This is a genomic window from Sphaerimonospora cavernae (assembly GCF_042435035.1).
GTDB lineage: Bacteria > Actinomycetota > Actinomycetes > Streptosporangiales > Streptosporangiaceae > Sphaerimonospora > Sphaerimonospora cavernae.
This window is the reverse complement of the sequence record NZ_JBHMQT010000033.1, coordinates 49,509-68,920: the sequence shown is the minus strand read 5'-3', so window position 1 is coordinate 68,920 and position 19,412 is coordinate 49,509. Positions and strand designations below refer to the sequence as shown.

Below are 19,412 nucleotides of genomic sequence, written 5' to 3'. Positions count from 1 at the left end.
CACCCATGTCATCGGCCGGACTATCGCGAGCCGGAGTCGCGGTCGAGTTCGCAGCGGAGTTTCATGCTCTTGGCCTCCGTGCGGATGTACCGGCGGGTCCGCCCGCCGGTGAGCAGGCCCACCAGCGGCGCCGGCAGGCCGGACTGGTCGATCGTGAGGAGGAGCGATCCGCCGCCCGGTCGAGGTGTGATCGGGTGCCCCGCGACCGTGGTCACGCCTCCGCTGGTCGCCTGCCAGGCGAAGGAGTCGCCCTCCGTGAACTCGGTCACCTGCCAGACCATCACGGGAAGCCCCGGTTGTTTGATCCGGACACGGCTGCCGAGGCCCAGTGGACCGTCCCCTTGACCGTTGCCGAGAAACTCGAGCTCGGTCACCGTGGGCAGGAACTCGGGCCACCTGGCCACGTCCGTCATGACCCGCCAGATCCGCTCCGGAGACGCGTCGATGTCGATGCCGGTCTCGAATCGCATAACGGTCGACCCCCGGGTCAGTTGGGCGTGACGAGCGTCGTCTCCCGCATCCTACAAAGAAACGATCTACGGAAGTGAGGAGGCCTCCCCACGGTCCCGATCACCCTGGTCAGCCTGCGGTCGACGCCTACTACGCCCTGTTGATCCGGTCGCCGCGGCCGGAAAACCTGTGCCGGACTCCTACCTGAATGCCGGATGATGGCGACAGGCAAACGAAAGGTGGCCCAGTGGGTGGTTTAGGCAGAATCGGGGTCCTTGTTGCCGCCAACCTGCTCGGTGGAGTCGGAGTCGCCGCCGGGGTCGCGGTCGGTGCGCTGCTCATCGAAGCGGTCGGCGGCACCACGATGGCGGGGCTGGGCTCGGCCGCGAACGTGCTCGGCGCGGCGGTCGCCGCGGTGCCGCTGGCCGCGATCGCGTCCCGGTACGGGCGGCGCTGGTCGCTCACCCTGGGCTATGCGCTCGCCGCCATCGGCGGCGCTCTGATCATCGCCGCCGCTATGATCTCCAACATCGTCGTCCTGCTGGCCGCGCTGGCCTTCTTCGGCGTCGCGCAGGCGGTGAACCTGCAGACCCGGTACGCGGCGGCCGACGACGTCCCGCCCGCCACCCAGGCCAGGGCGATGTCGACGGTGATCTGGGCGACCACCATCGGGTCGGTGGCCGGCCCCAACCTCAGCGAGGTGGGGGACAGGCTCGGCGTACGGCTCGGGCTGCCCGTTCTGTCCGGCCCCTACCTGTTCTCGGTCCTGTCCTTCGTGTTGGCGGCGGCGGTGGTGGCGCTGCTGTTCCGGCCTGCCGTACGGCCCCGGGAGGCGGCGGCGGCCGTCCCGGCGGGGTCCGCCGGGACGGAGCCGACGGTGGGTGCGATGGCGGCGCTGCGCTGGGCGGCGGCGCATCCGACGGCACGGTTCGCGATGGTGCTCATCGCGGCGGCACACGCCGTGATGATCACGGTGATGGTGATGACCCCGCTGCACCTGCAGCACCACGGGATGACGCTGCAGGTGGTCGGCATCGTCATCAGCCTGCACATTTTGGGGATGTACGCGTTCAGCCCGGTCTTCGGCTGGCTGGCCGACCGGCTCGGCGTGGTCCGGGTCGCGTTCGGCGGCATCGCGATGCTCTCGGTGGCCCTCGTGCTCGGTTTCCTGGCCGCGGCCACCCCGGCGGGCGGGGCTCTCACCGCGGTGGCGCTGACCGTCCTCGGGGCGGGCTGGTCGGCGTCGGTGATCTCCGCTTCCGCGCTGCTGACGAGCGCCTCGCCGGCCCGGGTCCGGGTGCCCCTGCAGGGCGTCACCGACGCGGGCATGAGCTACGCGGGGGCCGCGGCGGCCGCGCTGGCCGGGCCGATCCTCGCATTCGGCGGTTTCCACGCGGTCAACATCGCCGCGGCGATCATCCTGGTGCCCGCCGTGATGGCCGGCGTCGCAGCCCTTCGCGGCCGGGGCGCCGACACCGCCGACACCGCCGACACGGCGCCTGAGGATCCGCTCGACGAGGGGGACCGCCGGGACATCGGCTCGCCGCGCTGAACACGGACTGCGCTGAACACGGACCCCCGCCCCCCACCCCTTGGCCGTGATCTTGCGAATTCTCGCAAACAAGCATCGTGACCTGCGCAGCTCAATTTGGTGATCTCGCAGTTTCTCGCACGTAGGCCTCCTGACGTGCGCAGACGACTTCGGTGATCTTGCATGGCGAGAAGTGCAAGATCACTGACCCTGTTGGTGCTGCTCACGGGGTAGGTCTGCGAGAAACTGCAAGATCACGGCCAAGGTATGGGGGGTGGTTGTGCAGATTGTCTGGCGTAGATTGATTTGGTGCTGGACGGTCTGGGCACATTGCCCGGTACGGCCTGGCCCCGGCGAGTTCGTGCTGATCAGCGGGGTAAAGGTCCACTAGCATGCGATCGTGGACAGCGACGAGGTGACGTTCTCCGGTGGCGAGGCCCGTGGCGAGGAACTGTTCGCCTCGCTGTTCGACGACGCCGCGCTCTTCCCGCCCGGTAACGCGCCCATGGCCGACGCCGTACCGGCGCATCGCCGCCACCGCGCGTCGTGGTACGCCCGTTTCGTCGGCCCGTTCATCTGCGCGGACACCCGGCTGGCCGAGCTCCCGGCGGACGTGGCGATCAGCGTCGTGGTGACGGGCGGACCGGCGGCGATCGAGCGGTTGGGCGAGGGGCTGAGCGAGGGGCTCGGCCCGCTGCCGAACGCGGTGGCGCTGGAGGTCTCGGGCGTGGCGGATCCGGCCGACGCGGCGGCGGCCGTGACCGCGCTGCGGAACTGGACGAGCGGCGGCCGGGCGAGCGGCGGCCGGACAAGCGATCCCGACAGGGGCGCGGCCGGGTTCGTCGAGGTCCCGCGGGGCGAGGCGTCCCTTCCCGTGCTGGACGTGCTCGCGGGCACGGCGTTCCTCGCGAAGTTCCGTACCGGCGGCCTTCAGCCGCAGGCGTTCCCGTCCGAGGCCGAGCTGGCCGGGGCGATCGTCGCCTGCGCGGACCGGGGCCTGCCGTTCAAGTGCACCGCCGGGCTGCACCATGCCGTACGGCACACCGCACCCGGCACGGGTTTCGAGCACCACGGGTTCCTCAACGTGCTGCTCGCCACGAGCGCGGCCCTGGACGGTGTGGCGGCGGACGAGGTGGCAGAGGTGCTCGCCGAGCGGGATGCCGTCGCGGTGGCCGACCGGATCCGCGCCCTCGGCGACGACGATGTGGCGGCGGCCCGCCGGATGTTCCGATCGTTTGGCACCTGCAGCATCGACGAGCCTCTCGACGACCTGGCCGCGCTGCGCCTGATCACCGTACCCGCCTGATCAGCATTCGGACCGCGACCGTACAGGAGCGACTGTGACCTGGATCGACCTTCGAGACGACGGATGGGGCCTGGACAACTTGCCCTACGGAGTGTTCTCCACCGACGGGCCGGACCGCCGGGTGGGCGTGGCGGTCGGCGGGCACGTCCTGGACCTGGCCGCCGCCGCGCGGGACCTGTGGCCGGCCATGGCCGGCACGTTCGCCGAGGGCACGCTCGACCGTTTCATGGCCCGGGGGCGGGCCGTGTGGGACGAGACCCGCGAGCGCGTCACCGGCTGGCTCACCGACGCCGCCCATGAGCGCGCCGTGCGGCCGCACCTGGTGGACCGGGACGCGGTGCGGCTCCACCTGCCCTTCACCGTCGCCGACTACGTTGACTTCTACGCCTCAGAGCACCACGCCGCCAACCTCGGCCGCATGTTCCGCCCCGGCCAGGAGCCGCTGACCCCGAACTGGCGGCACCTGCCGATCGGCTACCACGGCAGGGCGGGCACGGTCGTGGTGTCCGGCACGCCGGTCGTACGGCCATGCGGGCAGCGTCGTACCCCGGACGGCGACATCGTCTTCGGCCCGTCGACCCGCCTGGACATCGAGGCCGAGCTGGGATTCGTCGTGGGCGCCCCCTCCGAGCCGGGCACGCCGGTGCCGGTCGAGGATTTCGCCGACCACGTCTTCGGGGCCTGCCTGGTCAACGACTGGTCGGCCCGGGACATCCAGTCGTGGGAGTACGTGCCGCTGGGTCCCTTCCTCGGCAAGTCGTTCGCCACGTCGGTCTCCCCGTGGGTGGTCCCGCTGGCGGCGCTCGAACGCGCCCGGGTCGAGCCGCCGGTACGCGATCCGAGGCCGCTGCCCTACCTGGACGACGCGGGCATGGAAGGCTGGGGGCTGGACATCCGGCTGGAGGTCAGGCTGAACGGCCACGCGGTGTCGCGGCCGCCGTTCGCCGGGATGTACTGGACGGCCGCCCAGCAACTCGCCCATATGACGGTGAACGGCGCGAGCCTGCGCACCGGTGACCTGTTCGCCTCGGGCACGATCAGCGGACCCCGGCCGGATGAGCGCGGCTCCCTGATCGAGCTGTCCTGGGCGGGCGAGTCGCCGATCGAGCTGCCTGACGGGAGCAAGCGCACGTTCCTCGAAGACGGCGACGAGGTCGTCATCACCGCCACAGCCCCGGGATCGGGCGGGGGCGCCGTCTCCTTCGGCGAGGTCCGCGGCGTCATCGTCGCGCCCCGAGCCGGCTGAAACACCGCGCCCGGCTCGGATCTCCAGCCGGGTGGATGGAGCGGACGGGCCCCGGTTCCAGCTGGAACCGGGGCCCGTCGTCACTCAGCCGGTCAGCACGCCTGGTGCTTGGCCGGCGTCCGTCCCGCGAAAACCGCGTCGGCGAAGGCGCGGGCCTCGCCGTACGAGGCCGCCACGGTCGTCCTGTGGTCCGGCCCGGTGGCGGGCGGCGAGCCCAGCAGCAAGTAGTCCACCAGGGGCCTGCTGCTGGCGCACAGCCGCGGAATGAGCGGGTTCACCTGGGTCGCCGGATCGACGAGCGTGTCGCCCCAGCTGGAGACCACCATCGTCGGCACCCGTAGTCTGAGGTGCTCGGACGCCTGACTGTCGAGGTAGGCGGTCAGCTTCGCCTGCTCGGTCTCGGTGCCGTCGGCGAAGGGGTTGCGCGGTGCGGCGGCGTACACCTGCTCGGCGACCGCGTACGAGTCGTCGATGCACCCGTTGCGGCCGACCTCCAGCAGCGGCTGCGCCTCGGGGATCAGCATCGCCGCGGCGTCGATGGACGGATCGGCCGCTTCGGCCCCGCTCAGGATGGTCGGCAGGAAGGCCAGCACCGCGATCGCCTGGGCCCGCGGCATGTACGGGATGGCGGAGAAGTACGAGGTGGTGACCTTCAGGTTGTGGCCGCCGGGGGAGAGGGCGACCGCGCCCAGGAGCCGGACGTCGCGGCGCGGGCCGCTTTGGGCGGCGGTCCAGAGCGCGGAGTGCCCGCCCTGGCTGTGGCCCATCACGACGTAGTTCTTGCCGACGTGCGGGTTGAGGGCGCGGGCCGCGCGCACGATGTCGACCACCGTGTTGGCGGCGCTCTGCCCGTTCAGGTAGGGATGGACGCCCGGGGTGCCCAGGCCCTCGTAGTCGGTCTGCACGACGGCGTAGCCGGCGGCCACGTACCTGTCGAGTGTCTGGCTGACGGTTCCGATGTAGCCGCCGTCCTGGCGGGTGGGGGTGCACTGATCGGCGTTGCCCACGGTGCCGTGCGCCCAGCTGATGACCGGCCAGCCGCCCGCCGGCGCCTTGCCCCGCGGGATCGCGACCGCGCCGGTGACCTCGATGCGCCGGCCCTGGGCGCCCACGGAGACGTAGCGGACCAGGCGATTCGACGCGGCGCTGGGCAGGACGGTGGCGCCGGTCAGCTTGGTGCTGCGCAGCAGCCTGCCTCGCTGGCCGGGCGGGACAGACTGATGGGACGAGTTGCCGATCGCGTGGCCGGTCCCGTTGCCTTCGGCACTACCTGCCTGCGCGGTGGTGATTCCGCCGGCGGTCAGCAGGGCGACCGTCCCGGTTACGGCGATGGCCCGGGACATCCAGGCCAGACGCGTGGTGCTCATCAGTGTTCCTCCTTGTGGGGGATACAGCCGGTCCGCCACGTCCTGTGGCGGTGTCGTTCACCTGTGCGTCTCCTCGGGCGTCGATGGGCGGCATCCAACCGGTGAAGATCACGCTGCGGCGACCCGCCATCCCGCTCAGCGCGACGAGAGTTCCAGCCCGCGTCCGCCGCTCTCGGCGGTCGGCCCGCCCCGTCCGAAGATCCGAAATCCGCACAGGCTTCAGTGTGACGTGCTGGCCCGGATCATCAGTTCGGTGGGGAGGATCTCGACCGTGCCCGGCGCGACGTGGCCGGCGAGGATGCCGGCGAGCAGCCGCGCGGCCCGGCGGCCCATCTCGCGGGGGGCGATGTCGACCGCGGTGATGGGGGTGGCCAGGCCGCGCAGTGAGGGGCTGTCCACGTAGGAGGCCACCAGCAGGTCGGCGGGCACGTGGCGGCCCTGCTGGAGGGCGGCGTGCACCGCGCTGGTCGCGCCGCCGTCGGGGACGGAGACGATCGCGCCGACTCCGCCCGGCGCGCGCAGGGCCTCGGCCACCGCGTGGTTCACGTCCTCCGGATCGCAGACGAAGGGCACGTCGTAGACGAGCGCCTCGCGGCCGTTGTCGGCGCACCAGGCCCGGTAGGCGGTGCGGATGTCCAGGCCGAAGGAGGTCTCCGCACCCGGGCAGAGCAGCGCGATGTGGTCGCCGCGGCCGGACAGGTGATCGAGCAGGGCGCGGGTCCCCGCCCGATGGTCGGACTCGACCCGGCCCGCGTGCCGGGCGCCCGGCGTCAGGTCCCGCTCGCAGGTGACGACCGGGACGCGCAGGTCGGTGAGCGTTTCCAGCATCGGGTCGCCGAGCACGGGGTCGGAGACCATCACGCCGTCGATGTGCGGCGGCGGCGTGCGGCCGGGGTCCGCGGGGGCCGGGATGAGGGTGAGCGCCAGGTCGTGCGCGAGCGCCTCCTCGGCGGCGCCGATGGCGAGGTCCATGTAGTACTCGAGCCCGATGGTGCGCGCCGGGAAGTACAGGCCGATGGCCCCGGTGCGGCCGCCGCGCAGGTTGCGGGCGCTCCGGTTGGCGACGTAGCCCAGCTCACGGGCGATCGCGGCCACCCGCTCGCGGGTGGCGGCGGGCAGCCGGCCACGTCCGCTCAGCGCGTCCGACACGGTCGTCTTCGACACCCCCGCGGCGCGGGCCACGTCCTGCAGGGTGATCGGTCGGGATTCGTTCATCGAGGTCAACGGTACTCGCAAAGATCGGCTGCCATCCCCTGTGGTAACGATCCGGACCACATTGGCGGAACGTTCCTTCAACCCTATTGCAGGAACGTTCCTGTGCGTGGTCTAATCGCGCTCACCTTCTCCGACCCCCTGCGCCCACGCCCTGGACACGGAGGTGACAGTCGTGCATCTCACCCCTGCGGAACGCGACCGGCTGCTGCTGTTCACCACGGCGGAGCTGGCCAGGGCGCGGCGGGCCCGCGGCCTGCGGCTGAACGTGCCCGAGGCCACCGCGCTGATCGCCGACACGGTGTGCGAGGCGGCGCGCGACGGCCGGCGGCTGAGCGAGGCGATCGCGGCCGGCCGCTCGGTGCTGACCCACGAGGACGTGCTGCCCGGCGTCGCCGACGTGGTCACCGAGGTGCAGGTCGAGGCGGTCTTCGACGACGGGACCCGGCTGGCCGTGGTCACCGGGCCGTTCGGCCCGGCGGGGCCCGACCCGAGGGGGCCCGGCGCGGTGATCCCCGGGAAGCCGCGAGCCGAGCCGTACGGCGACGACGCGGTGGAGGGGGTGGACGGGGTGGACGCGGTGACGGTGGAGGTCGTCAACACGGCGGCCGTGCCGATCAGCGTCACCTCGCACTTCCACTTCTTCGAGGTGAACCCGCGGCTGCGCTTCGACCGGGCCGCCGCCTACGGGCGGCATCTGGCCGTACCGGCCGGAACGGCCGTACGGTTCGACCCCGGCGCGGCCAGTGAGGTGCGGCTGGTGCCGATCGGCGGCGCGCGGGTGGCGGTCGGCTTCGCCGGCCTGGTGGACGGTCCGCTGGACGCGCCCGGCGCCCGGGAGGCGGCGCTGGAACGGGCCCGTGCCTGCGGCTACCTGGGAGCGGGGGAGCGGGCATGAACGGTGACGACTACGCGGCGGTGTACGGGCCGACGACCGGGGACCGGGTGGTGCTCGGCGACACCGGGCTGGTGGTGGAGGTCGAGGCCGACGCGCAGCGGTACGGCGAGGAGTTCCTGGCCGGGTTCGGCAAGACCGCCCGCGACGGCCTGCACCTGAAGGCGACCTCGGTGCGCGACACCTGTGACCTGGTCGTGTCCAACGTGCTGATCCTCGACCCGGTGCTGGGGGTGCGCAAGGCCTCGATCGGGATCCGGGCGGGCCGGATCGCCGCGATCGGCCGGGCGGGCAACCCCGACACCCTCGACGGGGTCGACGTGGTGGTCGGCACCGGGACCACGATCATCAGTGGGGAGGGCCTGATCGCCACGGCCGGGGTGATCGACACCCACGTCCACCTGATGTCCCCGCGGGTGATGGAGGCGTCGCTGGCCTCCGGGGTGACGACGATCCTCGGCCAGGAGTTCGGCCCGGTGTGGGGGGTCGGGGTGAACTCGCCGTGGGCGCTGCGCACCGCGTTCGCCGCGTTCGACGCCTGGCCGGTCAACATCGGCTTCCTGGCCCGTGGCTCCTCCTCCCGGCCCGAGCCGCTGGTCGAGGCGCTGGCCGAGGGTGGTGCCTGCGGCTTCAAGGTGCACGAGGACATGGGCGCGCACGCCCGGGCGCTCGACACCGCGCTGCGGGTCGCCGAGGACCACGACGTGCAGGTCGCGCTGCACACCGACGGCCTGAACGAGAGCCTTTCGGTACGGGACACCCTGGCCGTGCTGGACGGGCGCACGATCCACGCCTTCCACATCGAGGGCTGCGGCGGCGGGCACGTGCCCGACGTGCTCAGCCTGGCCGGGCAGCCGCACGTCATCGGCTCCTCCACCAACCCGACGCTGCCGTTCGGCCGGGACGCCGTCGCCGAGCACTACGACATGATCGTCTCCTGCCACGGGCTGTCTCCGGACCTGCCGAGCGACGAGGCGATGGCCCGCGACCGGATCCGCGCGCAGACCATGGGCGCCGAGGACGTGCTGCACGACCTTGGCGTCATCCCGATCACCTCCTCCGACGCCCAGGGCATGGGCCGGGCCGGGGAGACGGTCCGGCGGACCTTCGCCCTGGCCGCGAAGATGAAGGCCGAGCGGGGAGCCGAGCACGACCGGCACGACAACGCCCGGGTGCTGCGTTATCTGGCCAAGCTCACCGTCAACCCGGCGCTGGCGCACGGCCTCGGCCACGAGATCGGCTCGATCGCGGTGGGCAGGCTCGCCGACCTCGTGCTGTGGCAGCCGGCCCGGTTCGCCGCCACCCCGCACCTCGTGCTCAAGGCCGGGTTCCCCGCCTGGGGCGTGACCGGCGACCCCAACGCGGCGGTGGACAGCGCGCAGCCGCTGGTCCTCGGGCCGCAGTTCGGCGGGTACGGCGCAGCCCCGGCCGAGCTGGCCGTCGCCTTCGTCAGCCGGTCCGCCCGCGACGCCGGGGAGGACCGCCTGCCCACCCGCCGCCGCCGCGTGGCCGTACGCGGCACGCGCGGCATCGGCCTGCCCGACATGGTGCGCAACACCCGCACCGGGCGGGTCCACGTCGATCCCGGCACCGGCGCGGTCGACCTGGACGGTGAGCCGCTCACCTCCAGACCGGCCGAACGGGTGTCCCTGTCCCGCCTGTACTTCCTCTGAAACCCCTCAATCTCTCTCAGAACCAGGAGGTGCGCACCGAGTGACTCCGTACGCCGATCTTGTCATCACCGGGGCCGACGTCTACACCGTGGACGCGGCCCGGAGCTGGTCCGACGCGGTGGCCGTGCGCGGGGACCGGATCGTCGCGCTCGGCGCGGCGGCCGCCGGCGAGCTCATCGGCCCGCGCACCCGGGTGATCGAGGCGCGCGGCGGGATGGTGCTGCCCGGCTTCCAGGACGCGCACGTCCACGCCCCGTTCGCCGGCCGGAACCGGCTGAACGTGGACCTGAACGGCCTGGTCGGCCGGCAGGCCTACCTCGACCGCATCGCCGCCTACGCGGCGGCCGACCCCGACGTGCCCTGGATCGTCGGCGGCGGCTGGGCGATGGAGTACTTCCCCGGCGGCACGCCCAGCAAGGACGACCTCGACGCGATCGTGCCGGACCGGCCGGTGTTCCTGTTCAACCGGGACGTGCACGGCGCCTGGGTGAACTCGGCCGCGCTCGCCGCGGCCGGGATCGACAGGGACACCCCCGACCCGGCCGACGGCCGCATCGAGCGCGACCCGCGGACCGGCGAGCCGACCGGCACCCTGCACGAGGGCGCCGCCTACAGCTTCAACGACCGCCACGTCCCACTCCCCAGCCGGCAGGACTGGGAGGCCGCGATCCTCAACGCCCAACACCACCTGCACTCCCTCGGCATCACCGGCTGGCAGGACGCCTGGGTCACCCCGGCCACGCTGGACGCCTACCGCTCGCTCGACGCCTCCGGCCGGCTCACCGCCCGGGTGGTCGGCGCGCTGTGGTGGGACCGGCATCGCGGACTCGACCAGATCCCGGAGTTCCTCGGCCAGCGGGAGGCAGGCACCGAGCGGTTCCGCCCGACCACCGTGAAGATCATGACCGACGGGGTGATGGAGAACTACACCGGCGCGCTGCTCGAGCCGTACTGCGACGGCTGCGGCGGGCACACCGACAACCACGGCCTGTCGTACGTCGAACGCGACCTGCTGGCCGCGGCGGTGACCGAGCTGGACCGGCTCGGCTTCCAGGTGCACATGCACGCCATCGGCGACCGCGCCGTACGCAACGCGCTCGACGCCGTACAGGCAGCTCGGGCCGCCAACGGCGGCGGCGACCACCGGCACCACATCGCGCACCTGCAGCTGGTGCAGCCCGAGGACGTGCCCCGCTTCCGCGAACTGGGCGTCACCGCCAACTGCCAGGCGTACTGGGCGCAGATGGAACCGCAGATGGAGGAGCTGACGCTGCCGTTCCTCGGCCGGGACCGCGCCGACCTGCAATATCCGTTCGGCGACCTGCTCCGCACCGGCGCGACGCTGGCGATGGGCAGCGACTGGGCGGTGACCACCGCCAACCCGCTGGAGGAGATCGAGGTCGCGGTCACCCGCATCGACCCGGACAACCGCGGCAACGCGCCGTTCCTGCCCGAGCAGGCGCTGCCGCTGCCGGTCGCGCTGGCCGCGTTCACCGCCGGCTCCGCCTACGTCAACCACGACGACGACGCCGGCGCCATCGCCGTCGGCAGGCGCGCCGACCTCGCCGTCCTCGACCGCAACCTGTTCAGCCGCGCCGCCGGTCCGGTCGGCGACGCGCACGTCGACTACACCATCGCCGCGGGCTCCGTCGTGTACGAGCGCCCGTAAGTCCGTAAGGAGCCCTGAGGAGGGTTCGATGCCAAACCAGCCCACCCCCCACTCCACCCCCACCACCACGACGACACATCTGCAGCGGGTGCTCGGCATGCCCTCGCTGGTGCTGTTCGGTCTGGCCTACATGGTGCCGCTGACCGTGTTCACGACGTACGGGATCGTCACCGACCTGACCGAGGGGCACCTGCCCGGGGCGTACGTCGTCACGCTCACGGCCATGCTGTTCACCGCATACAGCTACGGGCGGATGGTCCGGGCGCATCCGTACGCCGGATCGGCCTACACCTACACGCAGAAGTCCTTCGGCCCGCACCTGGGATTCATGACCGGCTGGGCCCTGATGCTGGACTACGTGTTCCTCCCGATGATCAACTATCTGGTCATCGGCATCTACCTGCACGCCGCCTTCGACATGATCCCGATCTGGGTGTGGATCCTCGCCGCGATCGTCCTGGTCACCGGGCTGAACGTGCTGGGCATCCGCATGGTCAGCCGGATGAACCTCATCCTGATCGCGATCCAGATCGTGTTCATCGCGGTGTTCCTGGTGGGCGCCCTGCGCGCCGTCGCCGGCGAACCGCTGCCGTCGCTCACCGCGCCGTTCTTCAGCGACGGCGCCGACACCTCGAAGATCCTCGGCGGCGCCGCGATCCTGTGCCTGTCCTTCCTCGGGTTCGACGCGGTCTCCACACTGTCGGAGGAGACCCACGACCCGCGGCGGCGGGTGCCCCGGGCGATCATGCTGACGACGCTGGCCGGCGGCGTCATGTTCATCGTCATCTCCTACGTCGGCCACCTGGCCTTCCCCAACTGGCAGTCGTTCACCGACGTGGACTCGGCGGCGCTGGACGTCATGAAGCACATCGGCGGCGCCGCCATGGCCGCCTTCTTCACCGCCGCCTACATCTCCGGGTGTTTCGCCTCGGCGATGGCCTCCCAGGCGAGCGTGTCGCGCATCCTGTACGCCATGGGCCGCGACGGCGTGCTGCCGCGGCGGTTCTTCGCCTACCTGCATCCCCGGTTCCGCAACCCGGTGCTGGCCACCCTCGCGGTCGGCGCGGTGTCGCTGGTGGCGCTGTTCATCAGCCTGGATCTGGCCTCGGCGATGATCAGTTTCGGTGCGCTCGTCGCGTTCTCGTTCGTGAACCTCTCGGTGATCAAGCACTATGTCGTGGACGAGGGCCGGCGGACCGCCGCCGACCTGGTCAAGTTCGGCGTGGTGCCCGCCATCGGCGTGCTGCTCAGCCTGTGGCTGTGGACCAGCCTGTCCGGGCTGACGTTCATCGTCGGGCTGTCCTGGGTCGCGGCCGGGTTCATCTACCTGCTCGGGCTGACCCGGATGTTCACCCGGCGCCCGCCGGAGCTGCGCCTGACCGAGGTCGAACTGGACGACGAGGCGGATCCCAAGTCGGCGGTGCGGTCATGACGGTACGGGTGGCCGCGTGTCAGCTGGCTCCCGTGGTCGGCGACCCTGAACGCAACCTCGACCTGGCGCTGGCCGCGGTGTCGGCGGCGGCCGACCGGGGAGCCCGGCTGGTCGTGCTGCCCGAGCTCGTGACCAGCGGCTATGTGTTCGCCGACGAGGCGGAGGCACGCGGGACGGCGCAGGCGCAGGACGGACCCGCGGTGGTCGCCCTCGCCCGGGCGGCCCGCGACCGCGGCCTGGTGGTCTGCTTCGGCTTCGCCGAGTTGGACGCCGACGGGCTGCTGCGCAACAGCACCGCGCTGGTCGACGCCCACGGCCTGCGCGCGGTCTACCGCAAGGCGCACCTGTGGGATCGGGAAAAGGAGATCTTCATCCCGGGGGACGACCCGCCTCCGGTGGTCGACACCGAGCTCGGCAGGGTCGGCCTGGTCATCTGCTACGACCTGGAGTTTCCGGAGTGGCTGCGGCTGGCCGCGCTGCGGGGCGCCCAGATCGTGTGCGCGCCGACCAACTGGCCGGCCGAGCCCCGGCCGCCGGGGGAGCGGCCGATCGAGGTGGTGCGCGCGCAGGCGAGCGCATCGGTCAACCGGATCTTCCTGGCGGTCGCCGACCGGACCGGCACCGAGCGCGGGGTGGAGTGGGTGTCCGGGTCGGCGATCATCGGCCACGACGGCTTCCCGCTGAGCGAGGCCGAGCCGGGCGGCGGCGAGCAGATCCTGCTGGCCGACTGCGCCCTCGCCGAGGCGGCCGACAAGCGGATCTCCCCCCGCAACGACGTCCTCGCCGACCGCCGCCCCCACCTCTACGGCGAAGTCACCCAGCCCTGAGGCGGCCGGCCGAGTCGCCCGCCCCTGGGTCGCAAGCCCGCTGGCCCCACAGTTATGACTCCTCCGTCTCTCTGAAATAGATAGGAGTACACTTCGACGAAGTACACTTCTATCTATTGGAGAAGGATGCTCGACAAGCCTGAGCGCATCTTTGACCGCGAATTCGAGTGGCGTCACCTGTCGGCGTTCGCTGGACGCGCCCATGAGCGGCCACAGCTCGGTGTGATCAGCGGGCGCCGACGTCAGGGGAAGACCTTCCTCGTGGAAGCGCTTGCCCGGGAGACCGGCGGGTTCTACTTCGGTGCCACCGAGGCGACGGAAACCGAGTCGCTGAGGCTGTTCTCCGACGCGCTCGCCGACTACGCGGACGCTCAGGTCCCGATGCGCTTCGCGAGCTGGGATGAGGCGATCAGGCAGCTCTTCCTGGTGGGCGCGGACAGACGCCGTCCACTGGTGATCGACGAGTTCCCCTACTTGAGCAAGGTGTCACCCGCGCTGCCCTCGATCATCCAGCGGGAGATCGATCGTGCGGTGTCGTCAAGGGCTCCCGTGTCCCTGCTGCTCTGCGGTTCCGCCATGTCCGTGATGGGTGGTCTGCTCTCCGGTAGCGCGCCGCTACGCGGGCGCGCGTCGTTGGAGCTTGTCGTACGCCCGTTCGACTATCCGCTTGCGGCGCGATACTGGCGCATCGATGACCCCAGACTGGGAGTGCTCACCCATGCGGTGGTGGGTGGCACGCCCGCCTATCTCCGCTTCGTCAACGACGACATACCCGCCGGACTCGACGACTTCGACGACTGGGTGCAGCGAACGGTGCTCGATCCTGGCACTCCGCTGTTCCGAGAGGCCCGCTATCTTCTGGAGGAAGAAGCCGACGTTCGCGACTCGGCCTTGTATCACTCGGTGCTGGCGGCTGTGGCGGCGGGCAATGGGACACGAGGTGGGATCGCCGGCTATATCGGCCGCAAGGCCGCCGACATCGGGCACCACCTCAATGTCCTGGAAGACAGCTGCCTCCTGCGCAAGGAGGCCGACGTCTTCCGGCAGGGGCGCTCGATCTACCGCGTCTGCGAACCCCTGATCACCTTCTACCAGATGGTCATGCGACCGCAGTGGGGCTTGCTGGAGAGCGGCAGAGCGCGAAGTGTTTGGCTGGACGCGCGGACGCGGTTCCGCGATCAGGTGATCGGCCCCCACTTCGAGCAGTTGTGCCGCGAGTTCGCACGGGTCGAGCCGGTCTTCGGTGAGCTTCCCGGCGAGGTGGGGGCGGGGGTGGTGGCCGACCCCTCCAGGCGGAGTCAGATCCAGGTGGACGTGGTGGTGTTCGCCCCGGCCGTGCCGGGCCAGCCGCACAGAGTCCTGGCCCTGGGCGAAGTCAAGTGGGGCAAGCGCCTGACTCTGGAACATGCCGCCCGCCTGCAGCGGGCCCGAGAGCTGCTGGCCGCCAAAGGGCTCGACGTTCGTGACACCGTCCTGGCCTGCTTCAGCGGGGCCGGATTCGACCCTGCGCTGCGCACCGAGTCCGGTGTTCGCCTGATCGGACTGGAGGACCTGTATCCGCCTCGTGCATGAGCTTGCCGTTCACTGAGTATTCGGGTTCGCGAGAGCACCGCGCCCCTGACTACCAATGGACACTGGCCGATGCCGTGATGGGCGAGGAAAGCGGGCGTACGGGCTCGGGTGACGAGCAGCGCCCGCATCCCCGGCGTGGCCCATCCGGTTGCCGCCTGGTGGGCCACGCCGCGACATGACTCAGCTGAGGCGGTCGAACAGGCCCTCGAGGTCGAGCTCGCCTCCGAGCCGGCCGCGTGGACAGCGCCCTCGACGACACGGTGCGCCTGCTCACCCGAGAGATCTGTGACCCGCAGATCGCCACCACGGTCGTGCTCGACCGGCTCGTCGACGTCATCCTCGTCCAACTGCTGCGCCGCTGGCTGAGCACCTGCCCGGACCTCGCCCGCGGCTCCTGGCTCGGGGCTCTCGCCGACCCGTTGGTCACCGAAGCCATGGTCCGCATGCATCAGCAGCCCGCCCGGTCGTGGACCACCGAGACGCTCGCCCGTGACCTCACGGTGTCCCGTTCCACCCTGACCCGACGCTTCCAGGACGTCACCGGACAGAGCCCGGGTGCGTACCTGACCCGATGGCGAATGGACCTCGCCGCCCGCCGGCTACGCGACACCGACGACAGCATCGAGACCATCGCCCGATCCGTCGGATATACCTCCGTCTACGCCTTCAACCGCGCGTTCCGCCGCACACGATCCCAGCCGCCGGCCCGCTTCCGCCTCAGCATCCGCTGACCGACAGCGACGCCCGCGGTCAGATGAAGGGCTCGGCGATCGGCAGCAGGACCAGGATGAGGCAGGCCGCCAGGACCAGCCACAACTTGGGCCGTCCGGCGCTCGTCCGCCGCCAGACGATCGCCAAGGCCGCCGCCACGGCGAGCGCCAGGAGCAGGTGGGCGCTGTACCACACGGGCATCGGGATCCTCCCCATGACCGTGCCGGAGAACAGGTCGTCGGGCAGCGCGTAGCCGACGACCAGGGTGAGCGTGCCCAGCCCCAGCAGCGCGACCCCGGCCAGCACCTGCCGGGCCGTGAGGCCGGCCACCGCACGCAGCGCCATCAGCACCAGGAGGGCCTGGGAGAACCCGTGGTGCGACTGCCGCATCAGCAGGCCGCCGCGCACGTCGAAGCTGATCTGCAGGGTCGAGTCGTAGGCCTCGCTCATCTGGACTCCGTGCAGCGGGGTGTAGGAGCCGTCGTAGGAGACCGCCCCGCCGTCCGGGGTGTAGAAGAACGCGAGGAAACCGCCGGTGATCAGGACGACCACGAGGCAGGAGACGAGCATCGAGTTCAAGATCACTGTTAACGTCTGTCGCACGCGGCATATCTCACCACAGATCGAAGCACGATGATCTCGTGGTCGCCGGATGACGAGGGCCCTGCCGCGGCCGTGAACGGCCCCACATCAGTCGCGGTCACTGGTCGTGGAGATCCTGGCCAAGGCCGGCGGCACGGGCTTTGACAATGGCCTGAGGCCGGTCGGACACCTGGATCTTGCGGTAGATAGTGGACAGGTGGTTGGCGATGGTTTTTCTGGACAGGCCAAGCCGTTGCGCGATCACGGCGTTGCCGTGGCCTTCGGCTACGAGGCCGAGAATCTGGCGCTCCCGGAAGGTCAGGTCGGGAAAGCCGGATGCGCCGCCGCCGCCACCGCCACCGGCGAGGAGCGTGGTGATGCGGGCGGCGACGGCGGCGCCGAAAATGGCCTGGCCCTGGTGCACCGCGTGGATGGCGTGCAGGATCTCCTGCTGTCCGGCGCCCTTGAGGAGGTAGCCGCGGGCACCGGCCTGCATGGCGTGCAGCACCGAGGCGTCGTCGTCGTACATCGTGAGCACGAGCACGGCGGCCCCGGGGCATTCGACGCGCAACCGGCGCGCGGCCTGCAGACCGTCCAGCCCGGGCATCTGAAGGTCGAGCAGCACGATGTCGGGTTGCTGCAGCACGGCCTCCCGGATCGCCGCGGCGCCGTCGGCGACCTCGGCGACGACCTGCACATCGGATCGGTTGCCCAGGACGGCGCGCAGGCCTTCCCGTACGATCGGGTGATCGTCGGCGATCAGCACGCGGACGGGATGGTCATCGGTCACGGCAGCTCCAGGGGGAGGGCGGCGTGCACCCGGCCGCCGTCGGGTGTGGGGCCGGCCTCACAGCCGCCGCCGAGTTCCTCGGCGCGTTCCCGCATCGAGGTCAACCCGACCCCGCGTCGCCACGGCCCGGTGCCGCTTCGGCCGTCGTCGTTGACCTCGATGTGCAGCAGACCATCGGCGTACACGAGGATCTCGGCATGGCCGGCGTCGGCGTGGCGAAGGACGTTGGTGATCGCCTCCGTGGCGATGCGGTAGGCGGCGACCTCGACCGCGGCCGGCAGGGACGGAACCGGAGCGGGTGCGGTGACGGTGATGCGGGTCGCGGTCGTACGGGTCGCGGTCGTACGGGTCGCGGTTGTGAGGGTCGTGGCCGTACGGGTCGTGACGGCGAGGGTTTCGGCGTGCTGGCGCAGCGCCCCGACCAGGCCGAGGTCGTCGATGGCCGGTGGGCGCAGTCCATACACGAGCCGCCGGATCTCGTCGATGGCCGACCGGCTGTCTCGCACCACCTCATCGAGCAACTGCCGGGCACCGGTCTGGTCATCGCCCAGCAGCCCGCGCGCGGCGTCGGCCTTCAACGCCGATCCGGTCAGGACGGGGCCGATTCCGTCGTGCAGGTCGCGGCGGATGCGTCGACGCTCCTCTTCCAACGCCGCGACGGTCCGCTCCCGCGAGCGCATCAGATCCTCGGTGAGGACCACGGCGTGGACGGCGGGGCCTGCTTGGCGACGCAGGTCCTCCAGGAGGGCGGCCCGCCCGTCGTCCAAAGTGAGCTGACGAGGCGGCAGCGCGACGGTGAGTGTGCCCACCGGCTCCCCGCGGTGACTCAACGGCAGCTCGACCAGGCTTCCACCGGGCGAACCGTGCTCGACCACCCGGTACGGCCCGCCCTCACGGCCGGCGGCGACCCGTACGTACGGCAGGCGCAGCGACGTGGCCACGACGGACGCGATCGCCGGCAGGACCGCGCCCGGAGCCATCGGCGTCTCCAGCTGTCGGCCGAGGCGCACCAGGGCGGCGTAGGGCCGGGTACGGTCGCCGAAGAAGAGCCGGTCGACCGTGGCCTGCAGCCCACTGCGCACCGGAGAGAACGCCACGGCCACCGCCCCGGTGGCGATCACCTGAGGCAACGGGCCGGGCTGGGCCAACTGTCCGATGCCGATGCTCAGAGCCACGTACAAGCCGAGCAGGACCCCGGTCAGCAGTGTGTAGACGAGCGTGCGGTTGATGAGGACGCGGATGCCGTACAGGCGATACCGCAGGATGGCGATCGTCATCGCGGCCGGGATGAGCGGGAACGTCAGCAGCGGCACCGGCGCCGGCGGCGCCGACCCGACGAACCCCGGCGTGTTGACCAGTATGACGACCGCTCCCGCCCAGACCAGCCACAGCATCTGCAGCCGCTGCTCACCACGATGGCGGACGAGCCGCACCAGCGGCACCGCCGACGACGCGAGCACGACCACCCCCGCCACCGCGAGCATCGGTCCGAGCATCACCGCGAGGTCGTCGGCCACCCGGGCCGGCAGAAGTGGCCCCGGATCGTCCAGTTCGATGCCGGCCAGCAGGTCCGGACTCGTGACCCAGCCCAGCGTCGCGGTCACGCCGACGAACATGGTGACGACCGCGAACCAACGGCCCACGCGGCCCAGTGGCCGTCCCGTCGGGAACGTCTGCACAACCAGCGGGAGGCCGATCGCGATGGCCGGCATCCACACGGTCGAGAAGACGATGGCGAGCACCCGGGACACCGCGCCGCCGTCGCCGCCGGCGATGCGGGCGTAGGCCATGCTGCCTACGGCGGCCGCGATCAGATACAGCGTGCCGCCGCCCAGCATCAGCCAACCCAGCCGGTTCCCCGGCACCCGGGTGGCGACGATGGCGCCGCAGACCGCGAACGAGACGCCGATCGCGGCGTCGCCGAGAAGGTACGCGTCGACCAGCTCACGCAGCGGTACCCGCCCAGTGATCCACAGTGTTCCAGCCGACAGCAGCAACACGACGTCGATCAGCGAGATCACGCGCGCCAGCCCCGGCAGCAACCATCTGACCGTCGGCGGTCGTTCTGCGCCGATCGGCCCGGCGACAGTGGCGTCGTCCACCGTCATATCCTCCCGGACCGCTGGCGGGCACCCCCAGGGAACACGTT

At 71.4% G+C, this 19,412-nt stretch carries 16 protein-coding genes; 10 read left to right on the top strand and 6 right to left on the bottom strand.

Features of this window, described 5'->3' with window-relative positions; all coding sequences use genetic code 11:
* Positions 1-20: 20 nt before the first annotated feature.
* Entirely contained in the window at positions 21-470 is a 450-nt protein-coding gene (locus tag ACFHYQ_RS15305) for an SRPBCC family protein (protein WP_394301809.1), read from the bottom strand.
* Between the two features lie 227 nt (positions 471-697).
* Here ACFHYQ_RS15305 and ACFHYQ_RS15300 point away from each other — a divergent pair, with 227 nt between their 5' ends.
* The 3 genes from ACFHYQ_RS15300 (at position 698) to fahA (ending at position 4,533) form a co-directional block, all read left to right on the top strand.
* Positions 698-2,002 carry an MFS transporter gene (locus tag ACFHYQ_RS15300; protein ID WP_394301808.1) on the top strand — a complete coding sequence of 435 codons (1,305 nt, stop codon included), beginning with the start codon at positions 698-700 and terminating at the stop codon, positions 2,000-2,002.
* A gap of 379 nt (positions 2,003-2,381) precedes the next feature.
* Entirely contained in the window at positions 2,382-3,287 is a 906-nt protein-coding gene (locus ACFHYQ_RS15295) for a hypothetical protein (RefSeq protein WP_394301807.1), read from the top strand.
* A 34-nt stretch (positions 3,288-3,321) separates the two neighbouring features.
* Positions 3,322-4,533 carry a fumarylacetoacetase gene (gene fahA, locus ACFHYQ_RS15290; protein WP_394301806.1) on the top strand — a complete coding sequence of 404 codons (1,212 nt, stop codon included), beginning with the start codon at positions 3,322-3,324 and terminating at the stop codon, positions 4,531-4,533.
* Between the two features lie 92 nt (positions 4,534-4,625).
* Here the strand turns inward: fahA and ACFHYQ_RS15285 are convergent, their stop codons facing one another.
* Positions 4,626-5,900, bottom strand: coding sequence for an alpha/beta hydrolase (locus ACFHYQ_RS15285; protein ID WP_394301805.1), 1,275 nt, complete (start codon positions 5,898-5,900; stop codon positions 4,626-4,628).
* A 219-nt stretch (positions 5,901-6,119) separates the two neighbouring features.
* Positions 6,120-7,115 carry a LacI family DNA-binding transcriptional regulator gene (locus ACFHYQ_RS15280; RefSeq protein ID WP_394301804.1) on the bottom strand — a complete coding sequence of 332 codons (996 nt, stop codon included), beginning with the start codon at positions 7,113-7,115 and terminating at the stop codon, positions 6,120-6,122.
* 163 nt (positions 7,116-7,278) lie between these two features.
* Here ACFHYQ_RS15280 and ureA point away from each other — a divergent pair, with 163 nt between their 5' ends.
* The 7 genes from ureA (at position 7,279) to ACFHYQ_RS15245 (ending at position 15,911) form a co-directional block, all read left to right on the top strand.
* Positions 7,279-8,010, top strand: coding sequence for an urease subunit gamma (gene ureA, locus ACFHYQ_RS15275; protein ID WP_394301803.1), 732 nt, complete (start codon positions 7,279-7,281; stop codon positions 8,008-8,010).
* The gene (locus tag ACFHYQ_RS15270; RefSeq protein ID WP_394301802.1) at positions 8,007-9,680 is read left to right on the top strand and encodes an urease subunit alpha; all 1,674 of its coding nucleotides are present in this window, start codon (positions 8,007-8,009) and stop codon (positions 9,678-9,680) included. Before ureA ends, ACFHYQ_RS15270 begins: the two co-directional genes overlap by 4 nt.
* Positions 9,681-9,720: 40 nt before the next feature.
* Positions 9,721-11,349, top strand: coding sequence for an amidohydrolase (locus ACFHYQ_RS15265; RefSeq protein ID WP_394301801.1), 1,629 nt, complete (start codon positions 9,721-9,723; stop codon positions 11,347-11,349).
* 28 nt (positions 11,350-11,377) lie between these two features.
* A complete protein-coding gene (locus ACFHYQ_RS15260) occupies positions 11,378-12,781 on the top strand; it encodes an APC family permease (protein WP_394301800.1) in 1,404 nt (467 codons plus the stop codon).
* On the top strand, positions 12,778-13,608 hold the full coding sequence (locus ACFHYQ_RS15255; protein WP_394301799.1) for a nitrilase-related carbon-nitrogen hydrolase: 831 nt from the start codon (positions 12,778-12,780) through the stop codon (positions 13,606-13,608). Before ACFHYQ_RS15260 ends, ACFHYQ_RS15255 begins: the two co-directional genes overlap by 4 nt.
* A gap of 126 nt (positions 13,609-13,734) precedes the next feature.
* Entirely contained in the window at positions 13,735-15,180 is a 1,446-nt protein-coding gene (locus ACFHYQ_RS15250) for an AAA family ATPase (protein ID WP_394301798.1), read from the top strand.
* 236 nt (positions 15,181-15,416) lie between these two features.
* The gene (locus ACFHYQ_RS15245; protein WP_394301797.1) at positions 15,417-15,911 is read left to right on the top strand and encodes an AraC family transcriptional regulator; all 495 of its coding nucleotides are present in this window, start codon (positions 15,417-15,419) and stop codon (positions 15,909-15,911) included.
* Positions 15,912-15,930: 19 nt separating this feature from the next.
* Here the strand turns inward: ACFHYQ_RS15245 and ACFHYQ_RS15240 are convergent, their stop codons facing one another.
* The 3 genes from ACFHYQ_RS15240 to ACFHYQ_RS15230 form a co-directional block, all read right to left on the bottom strand.
* The gene (locus ACFHYQ_RS15240; RefSeq protein WP_394301796.1) at positions 15,931-16,494 is read right to left on the bottom strand and encodes a hypothetical protein; all 564 of its coding nucleotides are present in this window, start codon (positions 16,492-16,494) and stop codon (positions 15,931-15,933) included.
* 97 nt (positions 16,495-16,591) lie between these two features.
* Positions 16,592-17,263, bottom strand: a complete 672-nt coding sequence (locus ACFHYQ_RS15235) for a response regulator transcription factor (RefSeq protein WP_394301795.1) — start codon at positions 17,261-17,263, stop codon at positions 16,592-16,594.
* Positions 17,260-19,365, bottom strand: a complete 2,106-nt coding sequence (locus ACFHYQ_RS15230; protein WP_394301794.1) for a sensor histidine kinase — start codon at positions 19,363-19,365, stop codon at positions 17,260-17,262. The genes ACFHYQ_RS15235 and ACFHYQ_RS15230 overlap by 4 nt, the downstream gene beginning before the upstream one ends.
* Between the last annotated feature and the right edge of the window lie 47 nt (positions 19,366-19,412).